The 22348-nt window shown below is 73.4% G+C and carries 18 protein-coding genes; 9 read left to right on the forward strand and 9 right to left on the reverse strand.

Translation table 11 applies throughout. The features are described 5' to 3' along the window. The first annotated feature begins 431 nt into the window (after positions 1-431). Positions 432-911 (forward strand): hypothetical protein, encoded by a 480-nt coding sequence (locus ACZ7RU_RS29720; protein WP_470344056.1) that lies wholly within the window; start codon positions 432-434, stop codon positions 909-911. Positions 912-935: 24 nt separating this feature from the next. On the opposite strand, the gene ACZ7RU_RS29725 is transcribed toward ACZ7RU_RS29720, so the two are convergent. Next, the gene (locus tag ACZ7RU_RS29725; protein WP_470344057.1) at positions 936-2393 is read right to left on the reverse strand and encodes an AfsR/SARP family transcriptional regulator; all 1458 of its coding nucleotides are present in this window, start codon (positions 2391-2393) and stop codon (positions 936-938) included. A 127-nt stretch (positions 2394-2520) separates the two neighbouring features. Here ACZ7RU_RS29725 and ACZ7RU_RS29730 point away from each other — a divergent pair, with 127 nt between their 5' ends. The 4 genes from ACZ7RU_RS29730 (at position 2521) to ACZ7RU_RS29745 (ending at position 7994) form a co-directional block, all read left to right on the forward strand. After that, positions 2521-5448, forward strand: coding sequence for an AfsR/SARP family transcriptional regulator (locus ACZ7RU_RS29730; RefSeq protein WP_470344058.1), 2928 nt, complete (start codon positions 2521-2523; stop codon positions 5446-5448). A gap of 132 nt (positions 5449-5580) precedes the next feature. Continuing rightward, positions 5581-6483 carry a CAP domain-containing protein gene (locus ACZ7RU_RS29735; RefSeq protein WP_470344059.1) on the forward strand — a complete coding sequence of 301 codons (903 nt, stop codon included), beginning with the start codon at positions 5581-5583 and terminating at the stop codon, positions 6481-6483. A gap of 45 nt (positions 6484-6528) precedes the next feature. Continuing rightward, positions 6529-7392, forward strand: coding sequence for a peptidoglycan-binding protein (locus ACZ7RU_RS29740; protein ID WP_470344060.1), 864 nt, complete (start codon positions 6529-6531; stop codon positions 7390-7392). A gap of 38 nt (positions 7393-7430) precedes the next feature. After that, entirely contained in the window at positions 7431-7994 is a 564-nt protein-coding gene (locus tag ACZ7RU_RS29745) for an RICIN domain-containing protein (RefSeq protein ID WP_470344061.1), read from the forward strand. 59 nt (positions 7995-8053) lie between these two features. Here ACZ7RU_RS29745 and ACZ7RU_RS29750 read toward each other — a convergent pair whose 3' ends face one another. Then, positions 8054-8773 carry a nucleotidyltransferase domain-containing protein gene (locus ACZ7RU_RS29750; RefSeq protein ID WP_470344062.1) on the reverse strand — a complete coding sequence of 240 codons (720 nt, stop codon included), beginning with the start codon at positions 8771-8773 and terminating at the stop codon, positions 8054-8056. A 296-nt stretch (positions 8774-9069) separates the two neighbouring features. Between ACZ7RU_RS29750 and ACZ7RU_RS29755 the strand changes: the two genes are divergently transcribed. Continuing rightward, complete coding sequence (locus tag ACZ7RU_RS29755) at positions 9070-9777, forward strand: hypothetical protein (RefSeq protein WP_470344063.1); 708 nt, start codon at positions 9070-9072, stop codon at positions 9775-9777. A 53-nt stretch (positions 9778-9830) separates the two neighbouring features. Here ACZ7RU_RS29755 and ACZ7RU_RS29760 read toward each other — a convergent pair whose 3' ends face one another. Then, on the reverse strand, positions 9831-10481 hold the full coding sequence (locus ACZ7RU_RS29760; RefSeq protein WP_470344064.1) for a TetR/AcrR family transcriptional regulator: 651 nt from the start codon (positions 10479-10481) through the stop codon (positions 9831-9833). Between the two features lie 308 nt (positions 10482-10789). On the opposite strand from ACZ7RU_RS29760, the gene ACZ7RU_RS29765 reads away from it, so the two are divergent. The 3 genes from ACZ7RU_RS29765 (at position 10790) to ACZ7RU_RS29775 (ending at position 13426) form a co-directional block, all read left to right on the forward strand. Then, the gene (locus ACZ7RU_RS29765) at positions 10790-11248 is read left to right on the forward strand and encodes a DUF6542 domain-containing protein (RefSeq protein WP_470344065.1); all 459 of its coding nucleotides are present in this window, start codon (positions 10790-10792) and stop codon (positions 11246-11248) included. Then, positions 11241-12878 (forward strand): LCP family protein, encoded by a 1638-nt coding sequence (locus tag ACZ7RU_RS29770; RefSeq protein ID WP_470344066.1) that lies wholly within the window; start codon positions 11241-11243, stop codon positions 12876-12878. Before ACZ7RU_RS29765 ends, ACZ7RU_RS29770 begins: the two co-directional genes overlap by 8 nt. 167 nt (positions 12879-13045) lie before the next feature. Beyond that, complete coding sequence (locus tag ACZ7RU_RS29775; RefSeq protein WP_470344067.1) at positions 13046-13426, forward strand: VOC family protein; 381 nt, start codon at positions 13046-13048, stop codon at positions 13424-13426. 95 nt (positions 13427-13521) lie between these two features. Here ACZ7RU_RS29775 and ACZ7RU_RS29780 read toward each other — a convergent pair whose 3' ends face one another. From ACZ7RU_RS29780 to ACZ7RU_RS29805, 6 genes are all read right to left on the reverse strand, one after another. Further along, positions 13522-14577: a 2-oxoacid:ferredoxin oxidoreductase subunit beta gene (locus ACZ7RU_RS29780; protein WP_470344068.1), complete on the reverse strand. Its 1056-nt coding sequence runs from the start codon at positions 14575-14577 to the stop codon at positions 13522-13524. Positions 14578-14650: 73 nt separating this feature from the next. Then, the gene (locus tag ACZ7RU_RS29785) at positions 14651-16648 is read right to left on the reverse strand and encodes a 2-oxoacid:acceptor oxidoreductase subunit alpha (RefSeq protein ID WP_470344069.1); all 1998 of its coding nucleotides are present in this window, start codon (positions 16646-16648) and stop codon (positions 14651-14653) included. A gap of 295 nt (positions 16649-16943) precedes the next feature. Then, positions 16944-17606, reverse strand: a complete 663-nt coding sequence (locus ACZ7RU_RS29790) for a response regulator (protein WP_470344070.1) — start codon at positions 17604-17606, stop codon at positions 16944-16946. Positions 17607-17731: 125 nt separating this feature from the next. Beyond that, entirely contained in the window at positions 17732-18742 is a 1011-nt protein-coding gene (locus ACZ7RU_RS29795; protein ID WP_470344071.1) for a polyprenyl synthetase family protein, read from the reverse strand. Positions 18743-19053: 311 nt separating this feature from the next. Further along, complete coding sequence (gene nuoN / locus ACZ7RU_RS29800; RefSeq protein WP_470344233.1) at positions 19054-20676, reverse strand: NADH-quinone oxidoreductase subunit NuoN; 1623 nt, start codon at positions 20674-20676, stop codon at positions 19054-19056. A gap of 11 nt (positions 20677-20687) precedes the next feature. Further along, the gene (locus ACZ7RU_RS29805; RefSeq protein WP_470344072.1) at positions 20688-22337 is read right to left on the reverse strand and encodes an NADH-quinone oxidoreductase subunit M; all 1650 of its coding nucleotides are present in this window, start codon (positions 22335-22337) and stop codon (positions 20688-20690) included. Between the last annotated feature and the right edge of the window lie 11 nt (positions 22338-22348).

Genomic DNA, 22348 nt, shown 5'->3' on the forward strand with positions numbered 1-22348 from the left:
TCATCCAACTCGCCGGTGTCTTCCGGGGTTTGACGCCCTGTCCGACGTTTCAAACTCTAGCCGATCCCCGCTCCGAAAAGCGAATCCAGCCGCAACCCAATTAGACGCGCACGCCGAATAAGCACCAGGCCACGACGCAGACAAGGCGAAGCGACCCGGCCCGAACCGGGAAGTGGTGTTTCAGAGGATTGGCCGCCCCGGGACCGTCCGCGCTGATGCGTGTCCGGTGCTCCCTGTCGAGCGACTAGAGAACACTACTCCCTCTCCGCTCCCAGGCCAAACGCCCTGTCCCGATCCCACCTCGTCCAGCCCCAGGACGCCGATCAACGCGGGCGTTCATCGTTTGTCTACCGCGTTCCTCCATGATCGTTCCCATCGGACGCCACGAAGACCTCGTCGGCGCCGACAGCACGAGAGAGGTCCACGGGGACATGAAGACGACGAAGACGCTGCGACACATGGTCATCGGGCTGGCGGCCAGCATGTTGGCGTTGGTCGGGGCGATGTCCTCGACCGGGACCGCGCAGGCCGCCACCGCGCACGGATCGACGTTGGACGAGCCCGGAGTGCTCTACCCGGGCGACTACCTCGAGTCCGACGACACCCGGCTGTACATGCAGGGCGACGGCAACTTCGTCCTCTACAAGTACGCCACGTGGAACCCGACGCCGGTCTGGGTCGCCCCGGGCACCCAAGGCTGCGGCCAGAAGGCGATCATGCAGGGCGACGGCAACCTCGTCGTCTACGGCGCCGGCAACCGCATCTGCTGGGCCCGCGGCGTCTACAAGAGCAGCTCCCTGCAGACCGCCAGCCTGGTGGTGTCCCCCAAGGGCGGCCTCGCGGTCGTCTACGTCACGCCCCGCCAAATGAGCATCGTCACGGACACGCTCCGTAGCTCGGACCTGTACTGAACCGTTTCCCCGCCACCCGGGCGCTCAGCCCCGTTCGGCGAACCACCGGACCAGCTCGGCCACCGACCACTGCGGCCGGGCTGCCAGCCGGTCCGCCGCCGTCCGCAGCAGGACCGGCAGGTGACCGCAGAGCGCGGCCAGCTCGGCCACCGCCTCCGGCTCCCGCCGGATCCGCTCCGCGCCGACGATCCGGGCCAGCAGCTCGTAGGCGTCGTGCGGCTCCAGCGGTCCCAGCGCCAGCCGCACGGCGTCCTCGGGCAGCGCGCCGGGCTCCGCGCCCGCCACCACCGCGGCGCAGCCAGGCACCGTCGGCAGCAGCGGCCCCGGCTCGGCCACCCCGTCGAGCAGCACCAGCACCCGGCGCCCGGCGAGTGCGGCGCGGTAGCGCGCGGACAGCTCGTCGAGGCCTGCCGAGGAGTCCGTCCGTTCTCCCAGCGCCCGTAGGAAGCCGGCCAGCACCGCGCCGGCGTCGCCACCGCCCGGGTGCTCACGCCCGCCCGCGTACGACTGCCCGCCCGCGTACAGCTGCCCGTCCGGGAAGGCGTCCTGGACGGCGTGCGCCACGTGCACCGCCAGCGCCGACGCGCCGCTGCCCGCCGGGCCCGACAGCCCCAGCACCGGCGCCCCGCCCGCCCGCAGCACCCGCTCCGCCTCCCGCAGCTGCGCCGCCCGCCCGACCAGGTCCGGGATGTCCGGCGGCAGCTGTCCCGGCCTCGGCAGCCGCCGCAGCAGTACGGGGGCGTCCCCGCGCCGGATCTGCTCGGCCAGCTCGACCAGTGCCGGGGCGGGTTCGAGCCCGAGCTCCCCGTCCAGCCGTTCCCGCAGTTCCTCGTACACGGCCAGCGCCTGCGCCGTCCGGCCGCAGCGATGCAGCGCCAGCAGGTGCAGCCGGTGCACCTCCTCGTCCTGCGGGTGCCCGGCCGCCAGCCCGGCCAGCGGCTCCAGCGCCTCGGCGTGCCGGCCGAGGGCCAGGTCCAGGCCGTGCAGCGCCTTCACCGCCGCGAACCGTCCGGCCGCCAGCCGCTCCCGGACCCGCTCGGCGAACGCCCCGGGCACGCCGTCCAGCGCCCGCCGCCCCTGCCAGGCCGCCAGGGACCGCTCCAGCACCTCGCGCGCCCGCAGCGGATCCTGGTGACGCAGCGCGACTGCCTCCGCCACCCCGGCCTCGTAGGCGAAGAGGTCCACCGCCGTGCGCGGCACCTCCAGCCGGTAGCCGCCCGCGGCCCCGACCAGCAGCCCGGGCGCGCCCAGGGCCCGCCGCAGACGGTGCACATGGGTGCCGATCTGCCCGACCGGGTCCTTCGGCCAGCGGGTGTCGTCCCCTCCCCACAGGTCCTCGACCAGCCGGTCCGTCGCCACCAACTGCCCCGGCGGGATCAGCAGCGCCGCGAGCACGGCCCGCTGCTGCGGCCGGCCGAGGTCGAGCTCCCGGTCGTCGCACCGGGCCCGCAGCGGCCCCAGCAGGCTGAAAACGAGCCCCACGGGCCACCCCTCGAACCCTCTAGCCATGCACAATCAGTGACAGAGCATAAGCCGCCGGGACACGGGGGCGCCGCTGTCCGGTCGGAAGTGGCGGGATCCCGGCACTGAACGACTTTCGGGACGGGACATGGCTGACATGGGGGGATCCGGGCTGCGGTTCGGACTGCTGGGACCGCTGCGGGCCTGGTACGGGGAGCGGGAACTGGAGCTGGGCAGGCCGCAGCAGCGGGCCGTGCTCGCCGTGCTGCTGGCCGCCGCCGGACGGACGGTGGCGGTCCCGGTGCTGGTCGAGGGGGTGTGGGGCGGGGCCGCGCCGACCGACCCGCGCAAGGCCGTCCAGCTGGCCGTCTCCCGGCTGCGCACCGCCTTCCGGCCGTACGCGGGGGACGACCCTCAGCGGATGCCGCTGGTCCGGGTCGGCGACGGGTACGCGCTGCGGGTGCCCGGAGCCGAAGTGGACTCGGCCGCCTGGGAGGCGCTGCTGGCCGAGGCCGGACGGCTGCGCGCCGCGGACGCGCCGCCGCAACAGGTCCGGGAGGTGCTGCGGCGCGGCCAGCGGCTGTGGGTCGGCGAGCCGCTGGCCGGGCTGCCGGGGCCGCACGCCGAGGCCGTCCGCGCCGGGCTCACCGAGCAGCGGATCTCGGCCAAGGAGACGGAACTGGAGCTGGACGCCGACCTCGGCGACCGCACCGACCTCACCGCGGCGGCCGCCGCCCTCGCCCTGGAGCACCCCGGCCGGCCCCGGCTCATCACCGTCCTGATGCGCGCCCTCTACCAGGCCGGGCGCAAGGCCGAGGCACTCGCCGTGTACGAGGACGCCCGCCCCTCGCTCCCGCCGGGCGAGGACGGACCGGCCGCCCTGCAACTGCGCATCCTGCGCGAGGACGCCTCGCTGCTCCCCGCCGGCGCGGCCGCCGACCCGGTCGAACCCGCCGCCGACGCCGACCGCTGGCAGGCACCCGACCAGCTCCCCTCCGGCCTGCCCGACTTCACCGGCCGCACCGAGGAGGCCGAGACCCTCACCGACCGGCTCTCCGCCGCCGGCGGGCGGGCCGTCGTGGTCTCCGCCCTGGACGGCATGGGCGGCGTCGGCAAGACCACCCTCGCCGTGCACGTGGCCCACCGGGTCCGCGACCGGTTCCCCGACGGGCAGCTCTTCGCCGACCTGCGCGGCGCCGACCGCATCCCGCCCGACCCCGGCACGGTGCTCGCCGGCTTCCTGCGCGACCTCGGCGTCGACCCGGGTGAGATCCCGCCGGACACCGGCGAGCGCAGCGCGCTCTACCGCTCGGCCCTGGCCGGACGGCGCGTCCTTGTCGTCCTCGACAACGCCGCCACCCCCGGCCACGTCGAACCGCTGCTGCCCGGCTCACCCGGCTGCGCCGTCCTCGTCACCAGCCGCCACCGGCTGACCGGCCTCGCCGGGGCCCACCAGCTGCGCCTGGACACCCTGCCGCCCGAGCAGGCGCTGGAGCTGCTCACCCGCATCGTCGGCGCCGAACGGGTCGCCGCCGAACCCGGGGCCGCCGAGGAGGTCGTCCGGGCCTGCGGACTGCTGCCGCTCGCCGTGCGCATCGTCGCCTCCCGGCTCGCCGCCGACCCGGCGCTCACCCTGGCCGCCCTCGCCGAAGGCCTGCGCCGGGAGCACCGGCTGGCCGAACTCAGCGACGGCGAAAGGACGGTGGAGGCCAGCTTCGCGCTGTCCTACCGCCGTCTCGACGCCGAGCTCGCCCGGGCCTTCCGGCTGCTCGCCCTGCCCGACGCCCCGGACGTCCCGCTGCCCTGCGCCGCCGCCCTGCTCGACCGCACCGAGGCCGAGACCGGCGAACTGCTCGAAACCCTCGTCGACCTCAACCTGCTGCAATCCCCCCGCTTCGGCCGCTACGGCTTCCACGACCTCGTCCGCGCCTACGCCCGCGCCCGGCTCGCCGCCGAGGACGGCGCCGCCGCACGCACCGCCGCCACCGACCGGCTGCTCGACTTCTGCCTCGCCACCGCCCGCAACGCCGACCTCGCCGCCCGCAAGGCGGACCCGGCCGAGCTCAGCCTGCTCGACGTGCCCGTGACCCATCCCGGCCGACCGGTCGCCGACGGCGCCGAGGCGGTGCGCTGGATGCGCGAACAGGCCGAGGTGCACGCCGCCGTCATCGCCCTGAGCTGCGCCGAACCGGCCCTGCCGCTCGACCGCGCCGCCGAACTCGCCGACCGGATGGGCTCGGTGCTCGCCGAACGCACCCGGACCACCGTCATCGCCGACCTCGCCGAACGCCTCGCCGACGAGGCCGAAGCCCGCGGCGAGCACGGCCCGCTCGCCCTCGCCCGCTACCTGCGCGGCGCCATGCTCTGGCACGTCAACCGCTACGCCGAGTCGGAGCGGGAGATCCGCCGGGCCGTCGACCTCTGCGCCTCGCCCGCCACCGAGCGCGTCCTCGCCAAGGCCCTGCTCACCCTCGGCGGCAACGCCCGGATCCACGGCCGCTACGCCGAGGCCGCCGGACACGCGGGCCGGGCCGCCGAGTTGTTCCACCGTCTCGGCGCCGAACGCTCCGAGGGCAGCGCACTGGGCGAGTTCGCCTTCAGCGCCGCCCAGACCGGCCGGCTCGCCGAGGCCCGGGCGGCCGCCGAACGCGGCGCCCGCCTGATGAGCGGCTCCGGCCCGGTCTCCGCCGCGACCGGCCGCTACTACCTCGCCCGGGTCCTGCGGCTGTGCGGCGACCCGGAGGCGGCGCTGGCCCACGCCGTCGGCGCCCGGGAGGAGTTCGCCGCCCTCCAGGTCACCGTCTTCGCCGCCGCGTCCGGGGACCTCGCCGCCCGCATCCACGCCGAGGCCGGCCGCTGGCTGCTCGCCGTCGACGCCGCCGAGGCCGTCCTGCCGCTCGCCCGCCGCACCAGCGCCGCCCTGGAGGCCGCCCTGCTGCGCACCCTCGGCACCGCGCTCACCGGCCTCGGCCGCCCGCGCCAGGCCCGGGCCTGTCTGACGGACTCGCTGGAGGTGTACGAGCGGCTGGGCCTCCAGGAGGAATCGGCGCAGGTCAGGGCGGATCTGGCACGGTAGACACGGCATCAACGGAGGCGCGGGCTACGCGCGTTGACCGGCCGTCTACCGCCGTGCCGGAACGTCTCTCCCGTCAGGCCCCGGGCCGCAGCGGTTGCGGCCCGGGGCGACTCACAGACGAGAGGCGCAACCATGCCCACGCTCCCGCAGCACGGCCAGACCTGGACGCTCAAGTCCGCCAACGGAACCGTCGCCGACCTCCGCTCCAGCCAGACCGCCGCCGGCACCGCCATCCAGTCCTGGGGCCCCAACGGCACCGCCGCCCAGGGCTGGACCTTCTGGGCCAAGGAGAACGGCAGCTTCCTCCTGGAGACCCAGCTGACCGTCGGCAAGCACGTCGGCGGCCAGGCCATGGTCATGGACTTCAACTACTCCATCGGGCAGACCTGGCTGTACAACGAGCACAACCAGCCCAACCAGCACTGGTGCTTCGAGCCGCTCGACAACGACTGGATCCGCATCCGCACCACCCGCACCAACGAGGGCATGCTCTTCCTCACCGCGGCCGCCCCCGGCTCGCCGCTCACCCTGGCCGGGCAGGACGACGGTAACCCGGCGCAGCGCTGGCAGCTCGTCCCGGCCGGCGGCGTCAGCGGCGGCGGCCAGCAGCAGCAGCCCCAGCCACAACCGCAGCCCCAGCCCGGCGGCGGCGGTGACTTCCGCACCGAGATGCTGAACTCCGTCAACGCCGAGCGCGGCCGGGTCGGCGCTCCGCCGGTGCGCCTGGACGACCGCCTCAGCGCGGCCGCCCAGCGCCACGCCAACGACATGGCCTCGCACGACCTCACCCAGCACAACGGCACCGACGGCAGCAGCCCCTGGGACCGCATCAAGGACGCCGGCTTCGTGTCGCGCGCCTCCGCCGAGAACGTCACCCCGGGCAACAGCGTGCCGGAGGCGATGCAGATGTGGATGAACAGCCCCGGCCACCGGGTGAACATCCTCAACCCCGACTACAACTGCATCGGCATCGGCTACACCCCCCGCCAGCGCGGCAACTGGGGCCGCTACGTGCAGACCTTCGGCAAGGCCTGAGCCCCCGACCGACACCCTTCCGGCAACAACAAGGAGTCCACACCCATGTCCTCGAACGCGGCGGACCTGATCCGCATCGCCCGAGACGAGGTCGGCTACCACGAGGGTCGCAGCGGCGGGCACTGGAACAACGTCCAGAAGTTCTCCCCCGCCGTCGCCGGCCTGGAGTGGTCCCAGGGCGAGGCCTGGTGCGCCACCTTCGTCGCCTGGTGCGCCGAGCGGTCCGGCAACGGCGGCCTCTTCCCGGTGACCGCCTCCTGCGCGGAGGGCGTCGCCTGGTTCAAGGAGCGCGGCCGCTTCACCGAGTACCCGGTGATCGGCGGCCAGGTCTTCTTCGGGCCCGGCGGCGGCAGCCACACCGGCATCTGCATCGCCTACACCAGCTCCACCATCACCACCGTCGAGGGCAACACCAACGACGGGGGCAGCTCCGAGGGCGACGGCGTCTACCTCAAGACCCGTGACCGCCGCTCGGACTGGGTCCACGGCTACGGCATCCCGGACTTCGGCGAGGGCGTGGTCCTCGCCGACCCGGAGTGGAAGGACCGGCCCGGGGCGCTCTACTTCGGGCAGGAGGCGTCCGTCGACGACCGGCCGGGCGGCGGCGACGGCCCGTCCGGTGCCGCTCCGGCGGCCGACGGCGGCGGCAGCGGCGACGGCGGCTGCGAGCCCTTCCCCGGCGCCGACTTCTTCCACGACGGCCGGAAGAGCGACGTCATCACGCGGATGGGCGAGCGGCTCGTCGCCGAGGGCTGCTCCGCCTACGCCGAGGGTCCCGGGCCCGAGTGGTCCGACGCGGACCGCGAGTCCTTCCGCAACTGGCAGCACAAGCTCGGCGACTCGGGCGCGGACGCCGACGGGATCCCCGGCCCCCAGCAGTGGGCCGCCCTCGCGGTGCCGCGCGGCTGACACCCGGGTCCGTCCACCACACCAGAAGGAGAAACCCCATGAGCACCATCACCCGTACCCGCGGATTCCTCGCCTCGCTCGGGGCCGTCGCGGCCGTCGCGGGGGCGGTCGTGGCGGGCGCGCCCGCCGCGCAGGCGGCACAGACCGGCGAGTGCGACCTGTCGCCGGCCGTGGGCGGCCGGACGGCCGTGAACAACGGCTCCGGGGCCGGCGCGCTCGACCTGTACCAGGGCGCCGAGGTCAACGGTCAGCCGATCGTCGTCTGGTCGGCCAACGCGTCGCCCGCGCAGACCTGGACGTTCTGGAAGTACTGCGACGGCACCACGGCGATCTCGCACGGGCAGAGCAAGGTGATCGACCTCGACACCGGCTCGGGCGCGGTCCGCCTCTGGGACACCCCCGGCGGGCTGGACGGCCTCAACCAGCCGACCGGCGACTGGATGCCGGCCAACCAGAAGTGGCGCCTGACCGACGAGGACCGCGGCTGGTACCTGGTCCGCAGTGTGGCCACCGGGCAGTGCCTCACCTCCAACGGCGGCGGCCGGGCCACCGGGGTGGCCTCCTGCGACGCCGGCAGCCCGGCCCAGCGCTGGCTGGTCTGATCCCCGCTCCCGGTCCTCCCGTCGGCGCCGACGGGAGGACCGGGCCTTCTGTCCTCTTCCTAGACCGTCCGCTCGATGGCGCCCCGCCAGGTCCGGCGGTAGCCCTCCGAGAGCGGGCCGCCGACCAGGTCGAGCACCGCCCGGGCGGCCTCCGTCAGCGGCCGTGCATCGCCTTCCCGGCAGAGCCTCAGGTGGCCCCCGACCAGGGCCGGGCCGAGCTCCGGGTCGGCGGCGAGGAGGCGGCGCGGCAGCCATTTGCCGGCGCCGGTCCAGACCCGGCGGTGGTCGAGGAGCAGGTCGGCGGCGGCGCCGAGCACGTCCGCGCCGACCGTCAGGCGCTCGGCATCGTCCGCGGCGTCCGCCAGGTCGTCCAGCAGATCGGTCAGGCCGTACCGCCTGGTCTCCACCGCGTCCGCGCCCAGCGCGGGCGGGCCCTGGCGCAGCTCGGCCCGGGCGCGTTCCCGGGCGCGGGCGCCGTGGCCGTCCGGGTCGGTGAGCAGCAGGCCGGCGGCGTACATGTGCTGGAGCACCGCCCGGCGCGAGGCGGCGTCGACGGCGAACAGCTCGCCGAGGCCGGCGGCGGTGTGGACGAAGAGCTCGGCCGCCCGGCCCTCGAAGCGCACCGTCTCCCGGTAGGTCTCGCCGCCGTCCGGGACCAGGACGGCGATGTCCAGGTCGCTGGTCGCGGTGGCGCGCCCGGCCGCCGCGGAGCCGGCCAGCAGCGCGGCGAGCGCGTCGGGGAAGCGGTCGGCCACCAGCCGACGGGCCTGATCGATCATCTCCGGAACCATGGCGGAAAGGATCGCAGGCGGCCGCCCATGGCTCGCGTACGGGCCCCTCACCCGCCCCGCACGGCTGCCCCACAGCCTCCTTACCCGCCCGGACGCCGCCTCGGCGGCCCGGCCCGGGGCGGTTTGATCACGACTCGGTTTCCCTTGTCACAACCGCGCCAGGGACTCGTCACGACCTCGTCAGGGCGGGGTCGGATCCATGGCCCCGGTCATTCGCGCTGCGCTATGAACGTCCCTCAGGAGGATCGCCGGCACCGGGGGTCCGCAACCACGGGGGACCTCACGTGAAGCCCATCCGCAGCAGTCGCCGTGCCCTGGCCCTGGCCTCGATGGCCGCGGTCGGCGCGCTCACCCTGACCGCCTGCAACGACGACGCCGGGGCGGCCGACACCCCGACGACCCCGCCGGCGACCGGTGCGCCCGCCACCCAGGCCGCCTCGCCGACGGCCGCGGCCACCACCCCGGCCGCCTCCGGTTCGGCCTCCGCCCCGGCGGGCGGCGCCGCGTCCGGTGCGCCCGCCGCGCCCGCGCCGGCCGGCAGCGCCCCGGCGGCCGGCACCACGCTGAAGCTCGGCGAGGCCGCCACCATCCCGTTCAGCTCGGGCAGCACCAAGGGCACCATCACGCTCGCGGTCACCTCGATCGAGAAGGGCGACCCGGCCGACCTCGCCTCGCTCAACCTGGGCGACAAGGCCAAGGGCCTGGTGCCGTACTACATCCACTACAAGGTGACCAACGCCGGCAGCACCGACCTGGCCTACACCAGCGTCAACCACATGAAGGGCCTGCTGGCGGACGGCACCGAGGCGCAGGAGCTGATGGTCATCGGCTCCTTCCCCAAGTGCAAGAGCGATTCGCTGCCCAAGGGCTTCACCAACGGGCAGTCCGCCACCTCGTGTGCGGTGGCAATGTCCCCGGAGGCGTCCAGGATCGCGGGCGCCGAGTACTGGGGCGACCCGTACACCCTCGGCAAGGGCCTCAACTGGAAGTGATCCACGGGCGGTCCGGGCGGGGGCGGCGCACGGCCGCCCCCGCCCGGGCGTCCTCAGCCCCGCGGTGACGCCGCCGACGTGCCGTGGATCCGCAGGAAGGCGTCCACACCGGCCGTCGCGACCCGCTCGACCTCCTCGTCCGCGATCGGGAGCGCGCCCCAGAAGGAGCGCTCGGCGATGCCGTGGAAGGTCAGCAGGGTGAACTGCTCCGCGGCCAGGCCGGCGTCCTCGACCGCGAGCAGTCCGCGCCCGGCGAGCGCCTCGAAGTGCGCCGCGAGTTCGCGCTGGGAGGCGATCGGCCCGGCCTCCAGCCAGGCCGCCAGGACGTCCGCCGGGATGTTGGCCACCTCGGCCCGGATCGCCCGGCCGAGCGCGCCGTGCTCGGCGGCGGACAGCACGGCGCGGGCCCGCTCAACGGCGAAGTCGATCAGGTCCCGGCGCGGTTCCACCACCCGGCCTAGGTACTTCGCCATCAACTCCCCGATCCGCTCGGTCAGTTCCACCGAGTTCTGCAGGGCCACCGACAGGAAGAGGTTCTCCTTGTCGGCGAAGTGGTTGTAGACCGTCCGCTTGGACACCCCGGCCTCGGCCGCGATCGCGTCCATGCTGGCCCGGGCGTACCCCTCGCGCCCGAACACCACCGTCGCGGCCCGGGTGATCGCCTTGCGCTTCTCCGGTCGCCCCGCTCCGCCCGTCGCCGCCACGGCCCTCTCCTCCTCCGTCGGCCCCTCGCCGACCGTCGCAAAAACTAGCCGGTGTAGTTTATCCGGGTCGCCACGAACCGGGCGCGCCACCGAACAGACGTGCTCTATGCTGCGTACGACTTCTACACCTGTGTAGAAACAATGGGAAGCGCCTCCGCCCCGGACGGCCGGGCCCCGCACGGGAACCGGCCGACCGGAAAGCGGCGTCCGGAACTGGCAGCGCCACGAACAGACTTCCGGACCGACGGACGGCATGCGGCGCAGGCGCCACCGTGGCGCGCGGGACACGGGAACACCGGGGTGAGGGCGTGACGGGGCAACGAGGACGGCCGGCCGGCCAGCGGGCACGCCGACGAACGGCGGACGGGCCCCCCGGGCACATACGCCCCCTGCCCGGCGGCCCCGCGCTGCCGGTGGCCCTCGCCCTCGGGCTGCCCCTGGCCGGCGCCGCGGTCGACGAGCTCTCCGGCCCCGGCACCGGTCCGGCCCTCGCCGTGACCGCGGTGCTCGGCACCGGCCTGGCGGCCGCGCTGAGCAGCCGCAACGGCTGGTGGTGGGTGCTCGCCGCCTCGCCGCTGGTCGTCCTGGGCGTGACGGCCGCCGTCGAGCTGACCGCCCACCGCGACCGGTACGGGGGCAAGGGCCTGGCCACCGGGGCCGCCAAGTGGGTGGTGCACGGGTTTCCCGTGATGGCCGGGGCCGCGGCCGCGGCCGTCGTCGTGATCACGGTCCGGCTGGTCCGGGCGAGGAGGAGGCGGCATGGCTGACGACACCGGGAACGGCGCGGGCGCCGAGGCCCGCCGCACCTCCCCCGCGCTGATCGCGGGCCGGGCGCTGGCCTGCACCGTCGGGTTCGCGGTGTTCGCCGCCAGCGGGGTGGTCTGGTACGAGTACAAGCAGCTCACCGACGGGATGACCACCTCCGGCGTCATCGCCGAGACCAAGAAGGACGCGCCCAGGCACCTCGACAACTCGGTCAACCTGCTGCTGATCGGGCTCGACAGCCGCAAGAACATGGACGGCACGGACCTCCCGCCCGAGTTCGTCCAGGACGAGCTGCACGCCGGCCACAGCTCCGACATCGGCGGCTACAACACCAACTCCCTGATCCTGCTGCACATCCCGGCGAACGGCGGCAAGGTGCAGGCCGTCTCGATACCCCGCGACGACTACGTGATGACCTACGGCGCGGACGGCTCCCAGCTGGGCATGGCCAAGATCAAGGAGGCCTACGGCGCGGCCAAGGAGAAGGCCGACGCCGGCCTGCGCGCCAAGGGCCTCAAGGGCGCCGACCTGGAGAAGGCCGGCCGGGACATCGGCCGCGCGGCCACCATCCGCACCGTGCAGAAGTTCCTCGACCAGCCTGTCGACCACATCGCCGAGGTCAACCTGATGGGCTTCTACGACATCGCCAAGGCCCTCCAGCCGATCGACGTCTGCCTCACCCACGACACCAAGGACCCGGCCATGGAGGGCCAGGGCTCCGGCGCCGACTTCCACAAGGGCGTCAACCACCTGAACGCCTCGCAGGCGCTCTCCTTCGTCCGCCAGCGCCACAACCTGGACGGCCCGGACGGCAACACCGGCGACTTCGCCCGCACCCACCGCCAGCAGGCCTTCATCTCCTCGGTGGTGCACAACCTCAAGCAGAAGGGCATCCTCGGCGACCTCGCGAAGATGCAGGAGCTGATGGGCGTGATGCAGAAGGACCTGGTGATCGACAACGAGTGGAACGTGCTCGACTTCGCCCAGCAGGCCCCCAACCTCACCGGCGGCAACGTCGAGTTCAACACCCTGACCTTCGACGGGTTCGGCACCAGGAACGGCCAGGACGTCAACCTGGTGACCCCGGCGAAGGTCCAGAAGGTGGTCAAGCAGCTCTTCGGCTACGCCGACGCCGCCCCCGCGCCGGCCCCGGCCGACCCGACGGGCGTCCCCGGCAGCCCGGCTTCCGCCGCCCCGACCGCCACCGCTCCGCCGGCCGCGACCACGCCGCCGGCCGCCGCCAGGCCCGTCACCGTGGACGTCTTCAACGCCTCCTCCGCCGCCGGGGTCACCTCCGCCACCGAGGCCAAGGCCCTGGTCGCCATGGGCTTCAGGGAGGGCCGCACCGGCCCGGCCGCCACCCGGCCGAAGGCCACCACCGTCAGCTACGGCAAGGGCGCCAAGGAGGCGGCCGCACAGATCGCGGCCCGCTACGGGGTGACCGCCACCGAGTCCGCCGCCACCGCCGCCGACCACGTCGTCGTCACCCTGGGCACCACTTTCACCGGCGTCGCAGCCGACCAGCCCGCCGCCCCGGCCGGTGCCGCCCCGACCGACCCGGCCGCCAACCTGCCCATGCAGGGCCCCGCCGTGGACGCCCAGTCCGACGGCGGCATCCCCTGCGTCTACTGACGCGGCCTTCGATCGATCAAGGGAGGCTCCCCGCGCCGGGGAGCCTCCCTTCGTCGCTCCCGCCCCGGAAGGATCTCCTCGGAAAACCCTGGCGCAATTCTCCGTACTATGTATAGTGTACTGCGTACGGGATAATCGCACGAGCACCGACGAGAGGGTCATCCGCCTTGCAGATCACCAAGTCCGCCGTTTCCCTGACCGTCGAGGACGTCACCACCTCCGCCGCCTTCCTCCAGCGGCACTTCGGCTACACCGAGGAGATGTCGGCCGACGGCTTCGTCTCGCTCGCCCACCCCGGCGGTGGGGTCAACGTCGTCTACCTGCGGCGCGGCCTCGAAGTCCTGCCGGAGGAGCAGCGCCACCGGCTCGCCGACGGCGTGATCCTGGCGTTCGTCGTCGAGGACATCGCGGCCGAGGAGCGGCGGCTGCGCGAGGAGGGGGTCGTCATCACCCTGCCGCTGCGCGAGGAGCCGTGGGGCGAGAAGCTCTTCCAGGTCGCCGACCCGAACGGGGTGGTGATCGAACTGGTCGAGTGGGTCGCGCAGTAGGACAGTAGGACAGTCGGGCAGTAGGGCAGTAGGAACGACGACGGCGCCCCTCGTCCCGGCCGGGACGAGGGGCGCCGTCGCGCGTCGGAGGACGGTCAGTCCACCGTCCAGGTGTCGTTGCCGGCGAGCAGCGCGGCCAGGTCGCCCCGGCCGCGCTGGGCGGTGGCGGCGGCCAGCTGGTCCGCCATCAGCTCGTCGTAGACCGGCCGTTCGACACTGCGCAGCACGCCGATCGGCGTGTGGTGCAGGGTGTCCGCGTCGGCGATCCGGGAGAGCGCGAAAGCGGTGGCGGGGCTGGCCGCGTGCGCGTCGTGGACCAGTACGTCCGCCTCGTTGTCCGCCGTGACCGGGGCGGTGAACAGCTCGCCGTCCGGGCCCCGGAAGACACCGTTCGCCAGGTCCGCGCCGAAGCGGACGGGCTGCCCGTGCTCCAGCCGGATCAGCGCCTCGTCCCGGCTGCCGGGCTCCTTCAGCACCTCGAAGGCGCCGTCGTTGAAGATGTTGCAGTTCTGGTAGATCTCCACCAGCGCCGTGCCCTCGTGCCGGGCGGCCGCCCGCAGCACCGACTGGAGGTGCTGGCGGTCCGAGTCGATGGTGCGGGCGACGAAGGTGGCCTCGGCACCGATCGCCAGCGACAGCGGGTTGAACGGCGCGTCCAGCGAGCCCATCGGGGTGGACTTGGTGATCTTGCCGATCTCGCTGGTGGGCGAGTACTGGCCCTTGGTGAGGCCGTAGATACGGTTGTTGAACAGCAGGATCTTCAGATTGACGTTCCGCCGCAGGGCGTGGATCAGGTGGTTGCCGCCGATCGACAGCGCGTCGCCGTCCCCGGTCACCACCCAGACGCTCAGGTCCTGGCGAGCGGTGGCCAGCCCGGTGGCGATCGCCGGGGCCCGGCCGTGGATCGAGTGCACCCCGTAGGTGTTCATGTAGTACGGGAAGCGCGAGGAGCAGCCGATGCCCGAGACGAACACCGTGTTCTCGCGCTTGATGCCCAGTTCCGGCATGAAGGACTGCACCGCCGCCAGGATCGCGTAGTCCCCGCAGCCGGGGCACCAGCGCACCTCCTGGTCGGTCTTGAAGTCCCGGGCGCTCTGCGCGCCCTCGGCCTTGGGCACCAGTCGCAGCGACGGGAAGGCGTGCTCGCTCATGCGCCCACCTCGCTGCGCTCGGCAGGGGCATCCGCCCAGGCGCGCCTCCTGATGATTCGCTCGCTCCGCTCGCTCACCGGTGGTCCTCCTCGTCCAGGGTGCCGATCGCGGCCCACAGCACGTCCGCCAACTGGGCCGCCTTGAACGGCAGTCCGCGCACCTGGTTGTAGGACTCGGCGTCCACCAGGTACTTCGCCCGCAGCAGCAGGGCCAACTGCCCCAGGTTCATCTCGGGCACGATGATCTTCTCGTAACTCCGCAGCACCGAGCCCAGGTTGGCCGGGAACGGGTTGAGGTTGCGCAGGTGCGCCTGGGCCACCTCGCCGCCGTCCGCGCGCACCCGGCGCACCGCGGCGGTGATCGGCCCGTAGGTCGAGCCCCAGCCGAGCACCAGCACCCGGGCGTCGCCGGTCGGGTCGTCCACCTCGACCGGCTTCACCGTGATGCCGTCGACCTTGGCCTGCCGGGTGCGGACCATGAAGTCGTGGTTGGCCGGGTCGTAGGAGATGTTGCCGGTGCCGTCCTGCTTCTCGATGCCGCCGATCCGGTGCTCCAGGCCGGGCGTGCCGGGCAGCGCCCAGGGCCTGGCCAGCGTCCGCGGATCGCGCAGGTACGGCCAGAAGGCGCCGTCCTCGCGGTTCGGCCCGGTGGCGAACCGCGGGTCGATCTCCGGCAGTTCGTCGACCTCGGGGATCCGCCAGGGCTCCGAGCCGTTGGCCAGGTAGCCGTCCGAGAGCAGGAACACCGGGGTCCGGTAGGTGACCGCGATCCGGGCCGCCTCCAGCGCCGCGTCGAAGCACTCCGCGGGCGTGGCCGGGGCGACGATCGGCACCGGCGCCTCGCCGTTGCGGCCGAACATCGCCTGTAGCAGGTCCGCCTGCTCGGTCTTGGTCGGCAGACCGGTGGACGGGCCGCCGCGCTGGATGTCCACGATCAGCAGCGGCAGTTCGAGCGAGACGGCCAGGCCGATCGTCTCGGACTTCAGCGCGACGCCCGGCCCGGAGGTGGTCGTCACGCCGAGCGCCCCGCCGAAGGCGGCGCCGAGGGCGGCGCCGACGCCGGCGATCTCGTCCTCCGCCTGGAAGGTGCGCACCCCGAGGTTCTTGTGCCGGCTCAGCTCGTGCAGGATGTCCGAGGCCGGGGTGATCGGGTACGAGCCCAGGTACAGCGGCAGTCCGGAGCGCTCCGCGGCGGCGATCAGCCCGTAGGACAGCGCGAGGTTGCCGGAGATGTTGCGGTAGCGCCCGGCCGGCAGCCTGGCCGGCGGCACCTCGTAGGAGACCGCGAAGGACTCCGTGGTCTCGCCGAAGTTCCAGCCCGCCCGGAAGGCGCTGATGTTGGCCTCGGCGATCTGCGGCTTCTTCGCGAACTTGGTGCGCAGGAACGACTCCGTTCCGTGCGTGGGCCGGTGGTACATCCAGGACAGCAGGCCCAGGGCGAACATGTTCTTCGCCCGCTCCGCGTCCTTGCGGGCCAGGCCGCTGTCCTTGAGCGCCTCCAGGGTCAGCGTGGTCAGCGGCACCTTGTGCAGGTGGAAGCCGTCCAGCGAACCGTCGGTCAGCGGGTCCGCCGGGTAGCCGACCTTGGCCAGCGCGCGCTTGGTGAACTCGTCGGTGTTGACGATGATCTCGGCGCCGCGCGGCAGGTCCGGCACGTTCGCCTTCAGCGCGGCCGGGTTCATCGCGACCAGCACGTTCGGGGCGTCGCCCGGGGTCAGGATGTCGTGGTCGGCGAAGTGCAGCTGGAAGGACGAGACGCCCGGCAGGGTGCCGGCGGGCGCCCGGATCTCGGCCGGGAAGTTCGGCAGCGTCGACAGGTCGTTGCCGAAGGACGCCGTCTCCGAGGTGAACCGGTCACCGGTCAGCTGCATGCCGTCACCGGAGTCGCCGGCGAAGCGAATGATCACCCGATCGAGTCTGCGGATGGGCTTGCCGGGCTTCACCGGAGGGCCGCCCGGGGCGGGCGGTCCGGCGGGCGCGGCCGGATCCGGGTGCGCGCCACCGCTCCCGGCACGGGCCTCGCCGCCGTCCGGGCCGTCCACTGCCTCTGACTGATCGACCTGACTGGTCACTGCCGCGGACCTCCTCGTGGGCGCACCACCGCGGGCGCGGCCCCGTGCCCCGTCCGCCTGGTGCACCTCTCGCATACTATGCGGGCCGACACGACGGCGGTCGGAACCACGGCAGTTATTTCACCGGCCCGCGGCTGTACCGCACATGAGCGTAAACGCCCGCCCTCCGGAGATCATTCCGGCTCGGGCGGGCGGGCGCGAGCACCCGGCGGACGCCTGGCCGAGCTGCGCTCCCCGGCGCGCCGGGGGCGGCGGAGCCCCGGCGGCGGGCCTCAGGAGTCGGGGTAGGTGAACCTCAGGAGTTGAGGTAGGTGAGCACGGCCAGCACCCGGCGGTGGTCCTCCGCGCTCTGCGCCAGGCCCAGCTTGAGGAAGATGTTGCTGACGTGCTTCTCCACCGCGCCGTCGGAGACCACCAGCTGCTTGGCCACCGCGGCGTTGGTGCGGCCCTCCGCCATCAGCCCGAGCACCTCGCGCTCGCGCGGCGTGAGATTGGCCAGAACGTCGCCCTTGCGGCTGCGGCTGAGGAGCTGCTGCACCACCTCCGGGTCCAGCGCGGTGCCGCCCTCGGCGACCCGGACCACCGCGTCGGCGAACTCCCGCACCTCGGCGACCCGGTCCTTGAGCAGGTAGCCGACGCCCCGGGTGGAGCCCGCCAGCAGCTCGGAGGCGTAGCGCTCCTCCACGAACTGCGACAGCACCAGCACGCCCAGCTGCGGGTAGCGGCCGCGCAGCTCGACGCAGGCGCGCAGGCCCTCGTCGGTGTGGCTCGGGGGCATCCGCACGTCGGAGACCACAACGTCCGGCAGGGCGTCGGCCGCCGCCAGCTCGTGGATGGTCTTCACCAGGGCCTCGCCGTCCCCGACCCCGGCCACGACCTCCAGGCCGCGGTCGGTGAGCAGCCGGGTCAGTCCCTCCCTCAGCAGTACGGAGTCCTCGGCGATGACGACGCGGCGCATAACGACCTTCCCGGCAGGCGTGTGCTGACGGGAGTCAGTCTCCCCCATCCCGGGGGGCGCCGGGGGCCCGGGATGGGACCCGGCTCGGCCGCACCGTGCCCGGGGCCGAACGGGCCCGGCCGGGGTCACATGGTGCGGATCGCCACCGCGTCGCAGAGGCCCTCCAGGGCGGCCTTCGCCGCGCAGGCCGGCAGCGGGGCGAGCAGCGCCCGGGCCTCCTCGGCCCGGCGCAGGGTCTCGGCGCGGGCGCGCTCCAGTGCCGGGTGGGCGCGCAGCAGGCGCAGCGCCTCGGCGTGCAGGTCGTCGTCGGAGAGGTCCTGGTCGAGCAGTTCGCGCAGCCGGGTGTCGTCCGGGTCGGCCGGGTCGGCGGGCATCTGCCGCAGCAGCAGGGTCGGCAGGGTCGGCACGCCCTCGCGCAGGTCGGTGCCGGGGGTCTTGCCGGACTCGTGGCCGTCGCTGGCGATGTCGAGCACGTCGTCGGCCAGCTGGAAGGCGATGCCGATCCGCTCGCCGAACTCGCCGAGGGTCTCCACCAGCTCGCGCTCGGCGCCGGCCATCTGCGCTCCTATCCGGCAGGCGACGGCGATCAGCGAGCCGGTCTTGCCCTCCAGGACGTCCAGGTAGTGCAGCAGCGGGTCCATGTCCTGGCCGGGGCCGCGGGTCTCCAGGATCTGGCCGGTGACCAGCCGCTCGAAGGCCTCGGCCTGCATCCGCACGGCCTCCGGGCCGAGGTCGGCGAGCGTCTGGGAGGCGCGGGAGAACAGGAAGTCGCCGGTGAGGATGGCGACCGAGTTGTCCCAGCGGGAGTTGGCGCTCGGTGCGCCGCGGCGCACCGGCGCCTCGTCCATGACGTCGTCGTGGTACAGCGTGGCCAGGTGGGTCAGCTCGACCACCACGGCGGCGGGCACCACGCCGGGCGCACCCGGGTCGCCGAACTGTGCGGCCAGCAGCAGGAGCAGCGGCCGGAAGCGCTTGCCGCCGGCCTCGAGGAGGTGACTGGCGGTGACGGTGATGAAGGGGACGTCGCTCTTGACGGCCTCGCCGAGCGCCGCCTCCACGGCCTCCAGTCCGGCCTGGATGTCCCGGGTCAGGTCGCGGTCCTGCACGCTGAGCCCGAAGGGTTCCACGACGGTCACGAAGACCACTCCTCTGTCCCTGGTCGATCTAGCGGCCTGGTCCCTGAGTGCCGCCGCTGGCCATACAGGCAGGGTATCCGGTCGCGAGTGGATCACTGCACGGGCGTGCGGATCCTGTCATGATCGGGCCTGATGCCCTGGTCAGGGCGGCTGTGCGGGCCGGATGGCGGTGGGGGCGAATTCGGCTGGAAATAAAGGCGGCAGAGCCCTCGGAACTCCCCCGGCCCCGGGTCCGGACAAAGACCCGTCCGGGCCGCGCCGGCTGGGCGCGGCCCGGACGGGGCCCTGGTCGGGAGCGGTGGAGGCGAAGGTCAGCGAACGAACAGTGAGGCCTTGGACGCGAGGTCGAGGAAGTACTGCGGGAGCAGCCCGAGACCCAGCGTGACCAGCACCCCCACCCCGATCGCGGTCGCCGTGAAGGCGCTCGGGATCACCACCGTGGGACCGCCCGGCTGCGGGTCCGAGAAGAACATCAGCACGATGACCCGGATGTAGAAGAACGCGGCCACCGCCGAGCTCAGCACACCGACCACCACCAGCGGCGTCGCCCCGCCGCTGGCCGCGGCCTGGAAGACCGCGAACTTCCCGGTGAAGCCGGAGGTCAGCGGGATCCCGGCGAAGGCCAGCAGGAACAGCGCGAACACCGCCGCCACCAGCGGCGAGCGCCGTCCGAGCCCGGCCCAGCTGGACAGGTGGGTCGCCTCGCCCTTGGAGTCGCGCACCAGGGTGACCACGGCGAACGCGCCGAGCGTCACGAAGGAGTACGCCAGCAGGTAGAACAGCACCGAGGAGATGCCCTGCTTGTTGACGGCGATCACGCCGGTCAGGATGAACCCGGCGTGCGCGATCGAGGAGTACGCCAGCAGGCGCTTGACGTCCTGCTGGGTCACCGCGAGCACCGCCCCCACCACCATGGTGAGGATCGCCACCCCCCACATCACCGGTCGCCAGTCCAGCCGCAGGCCCGGGAAGGCCACGTAGAACAGCCGCAGGAAGGCCCCGAAGGCCGCGACCTTGGTGGCCGCCGCCATGAAGCCGGTCACCGGGGTCGGCGCGCCCTGGTAGACGTCCGGGGTCCAGGAGTGGAAGGGCACCGCGGCGACCTTGAACAGCAGGCCGACCGCCAGCATCGCCAGACCGGTCAGCACCAGCGCGTCGCTCTGGGTGGTGCTCAGCTGCGCGGGGGTGGTCATCGCCTTGCCGGAGATGACGTCCCCGATGTCACCGAGCCGCACGCTGCCCGCGTAGCCGTACAGCAGCGCGGTGCCGAACAGGAAGAACGCCGAGGCGAAGGCGCCGAGCAGGAAGTACTTGACCGCCGCCTCCTGGGAGAGCAGCCGGCGGCGCCGTGCCAGCGCGCACAGCAGGTACAGCGGCAGCGAGAAGACCTCCAGCGCCACGAACATGGTCAGCAGGTCGTTGGCGGCGGGGAACAGCAGCATGCCGCCGACCGCGAACATGGTGAGCGGGAAGACCTCGCTGGTGGCGAAGCCGGCCCGGACCGCGGCCCGCTCCTGCTCGCCGCCGGGGGTCGCGGCGGCCTGGGCGGCGAAGGCGTCGGCGGGCAGGCCGCCGGCCCTGGGCTCCAGCCTGCGCTCGGCGTAGGTGAGCACCGCTACCACCGAGGCCAGCAGGATCACGCCCTGGAGGAACAGCGCGGGGCCGTCCATCGCGACCGTCTCCATGGCCAGCAGGTCGATCCGGGTGAAGCCGTGGCTCTGCACGGCCAGCACCACCACGGCGACGAAGGCGCCGACCAGCCCGGCCAGGGCGAGCGTCACCTGGGTCCAGTGCCGGTACCGGCGGGGCACGAAGGCCTCCACCAGGACACCGGCCACGGCGACGGCGAACACCACGAGCATCGGGGAGAGCCGGCCGTACTCGATGTGCGGTGCCGGGATGCTGGCGGTGTTGCCGCCGGCGGCGGTGAGCATGGCGGTGGCGCTCACTTCCGCTCACCTCCTGAGGTGGCGGCGACCGGGTGGGCCGGCGCCGGATCGGTCTGGTGGACCTGCGAGAGCGTCGCGTTCACCGAGGGGTTGACCAGGTCGGTGAGCGGCTTGGGGTAGACACCGAGCAGGATGGTCAGCGCCACCAGCGGGCCGACCACGGCGAGCTCGCGGGCCTTGAGGTCGGGCATCGAGCGCACCCCGTCCTTCACCGGGCCGGTCATGGTGCGCTGGTAGAGCAGCAGGGCGTACAGGGCGGCCAGCACGATGCCGAAGGTGGCCACGACGCCGATCGCCGGGTAGCGGGTGAAGGTGCCCACCAGGACCAGGAACTCGCTGACGAACGGGGCGAGCCCGGGCAGCGACAGGGTGGCCAGGCTGCCGATCAGGAACGTCCCGGCGAGCACCGGTGCGACCTTCTGCACGCCGCCGTAGTCGGCGATCAGCCGCGAGCCGCGACGGGAGATCAGGAAGCCGGCCACCAGCATCCACGCCGCCGTGGACAGGCCGTGGTTGACCATGTAGAGGGTGGCGCCGCTCTGGCCCTGGCTGGTCAGCGCGAAGACGCCCATGATGATGAAGCCGAAGTGCGAGATCGAGGCGTAGGCCACCAGGCGCTTGATGTCCTTCTGGCCGACCGCCAGCAGCGCGCCGTAGACGATCCCGATCAGCGCGAGGACCAGGATCGCCGGGGCGAAGGTCTTCGAGGCGTTGGGGAACAGCCCGAGGCAGAAGCGCAGCATCGCGAAGGTGCCGACCTTGTCCACCACCGCGGTGATCAGCACCGCGGTCCCGGCGGTGGACTCGCCCATCGCGTTCGGCAGCCAGGTGTGCAGCGGCCACAGCGGGGCCTTCACCGCGAAGGCGAAGAAGAAGCCCAGGAACAGCGCCTTCTCGGCGGTGCCGCTCAGCTGGATCCGGCCGTCGGCGATCGCCGAGGTCAGCGTCGGCAGGTCGAAGGTGCCGAAGCCCTGGTCCTGCGCGGTGACGTACAGGCCGACCACGGCGGCCAGCATCACCAGGCCGCCGAGCAGGTTGTAGAGCAGGAACTTCACGGCCGCGTAGGAGCGCTGACGCGCCGAGTCGGGGCCGCCCGCCCGGTCGCCGAAGCCGCCGATCAGGAAGTACATCGGGATCAGCATGGCTTCGAAGAACACGTAGAACACGAAGACGTCGGTGGCGTAGAAGGAGACGACCACCATCGCCTCCACCGCCAGGATCAGGGCGAAGAAGCCCTGGGTGCGGCGCCGCCGCTCGAAGGTGGCGGGGTCGGAGGTGGCGGGACCGGCGGTGCCGTCGGGGCCGGCCGGCTCCGGGTCGGCGTCGTGCCAGGAGGCGAGGATCACCAGCGGCACGAGGACGGCGGTGAGCAGGGCGAGCACGGCGCCGATGCCGTCCACGCCGAGCGAGAAGGTGATGCCGAAGGAGCGGATCCAGCTGTACGACTCGTTCAGCTGGAAGCGGGCGCCGTGCGGGTCGAAGCGCGTCGCCACCACGGCGGCCAGCACCAGGGTGACGGCGGAGACGCCCAGCGCGACGGCCTTGGTGGTCCTGCGCCGGCTCTCGGAGGACCCGGCGGGCAGCGCGGCGGTCAGCACCGCGCCGGCCGCCGGGACGGCGCAGGTGGCGGTCAGGAGGACGCTCATGCCCGCTCCTC

It is taken from the genome of Kitasatospora sp. NPDC114501 (assembly GCF_055633695.1).

Excerpts from the sequence above, each read along its gene's own strand:
- ACZ7RU_RS29720 (WP_470344056.1), top strand. The coding sequence starts at position 432 with ATGAAGACGACGAAGACGCTGCGACACATGGTCATCGGGCTGGCGGCC.
- ACZ7RU_RS29730 (WP_470344058.1), top strand. The coding sequence starts at position 2,521 with ATGGCTGACATGGGGGGATCCGGGCTGCGGTTCGGACTGCTGGGACCG.
- ACZ7RU_RS29735 (WP_470344059.1), top strand. The coding sequence starts at position 5,581 with ATGCCCACGCTCCCGCAGCACGGCCAGACCTGGACGCTCAAGTCCGCC.
- ACZ7RU_RS29740 (WP_470344060.1), top strand. The coding sequence starts at position 6,529 with ATGTCCTCGAACGCGGCGGACCTGATCCGCATCGCCCGAGACGAGGTC.
- ACZ7RU_RS29745 (WP_470344061.1), top strand. The coding sequence starts at position 7,431 with ATGAGCACCATCACCCGTACCCGCGGATTCCTCGCCTCGCTCGGGGCC.
- ACZ7RU_RS29750 (WP_470344062.1), bottom strand. The coding sequence starts at position 8,773 with ATGATCGATCAGGCCCGTCGGCTGGTGGCCGACCGCTTCCCCGACGCG.
- ACZ7RU_RS29770 (WP_470344066.1), top strand. The coding sequence starts at position 11,241 with ATGGCTGACGACACCGGGAACGGCGCGGGCGCCGAGGCCCGCCGCACC.
- ACZ7RU_RS29780 (WP_470344068.1), bottom strand. The coding sequence starts at position 14,577 with ATGAGCGAGCACGCCTTCCCGTCGCTGCGACTGGTGCCCAAGGCCGAG.
- ACZ7RU_RS29790 (WP_470344070.1), bottom strand. The coding sequence starts at position 17,606 with ATGCGCCGCGTCGTCATCGCCGAGGACTCCGTACTGCTGAGGGAGGGA.
- nuoN (WP_470344233.1), bottom strand. The coding sequence starts at position 20,676 with ATGCTCACCGCCGCCGGCGGCAACACCGCCAGCATCCCGGCACCGCAC.
- ACZ7RU_RS29805 (WP_470344072.1), bottom strand. The coding sequence starts at position 22,337 with ATGAGCGTCCTCCTGACCGCCACCTGCGCCGTCCCGGCGGCCGGCGCG.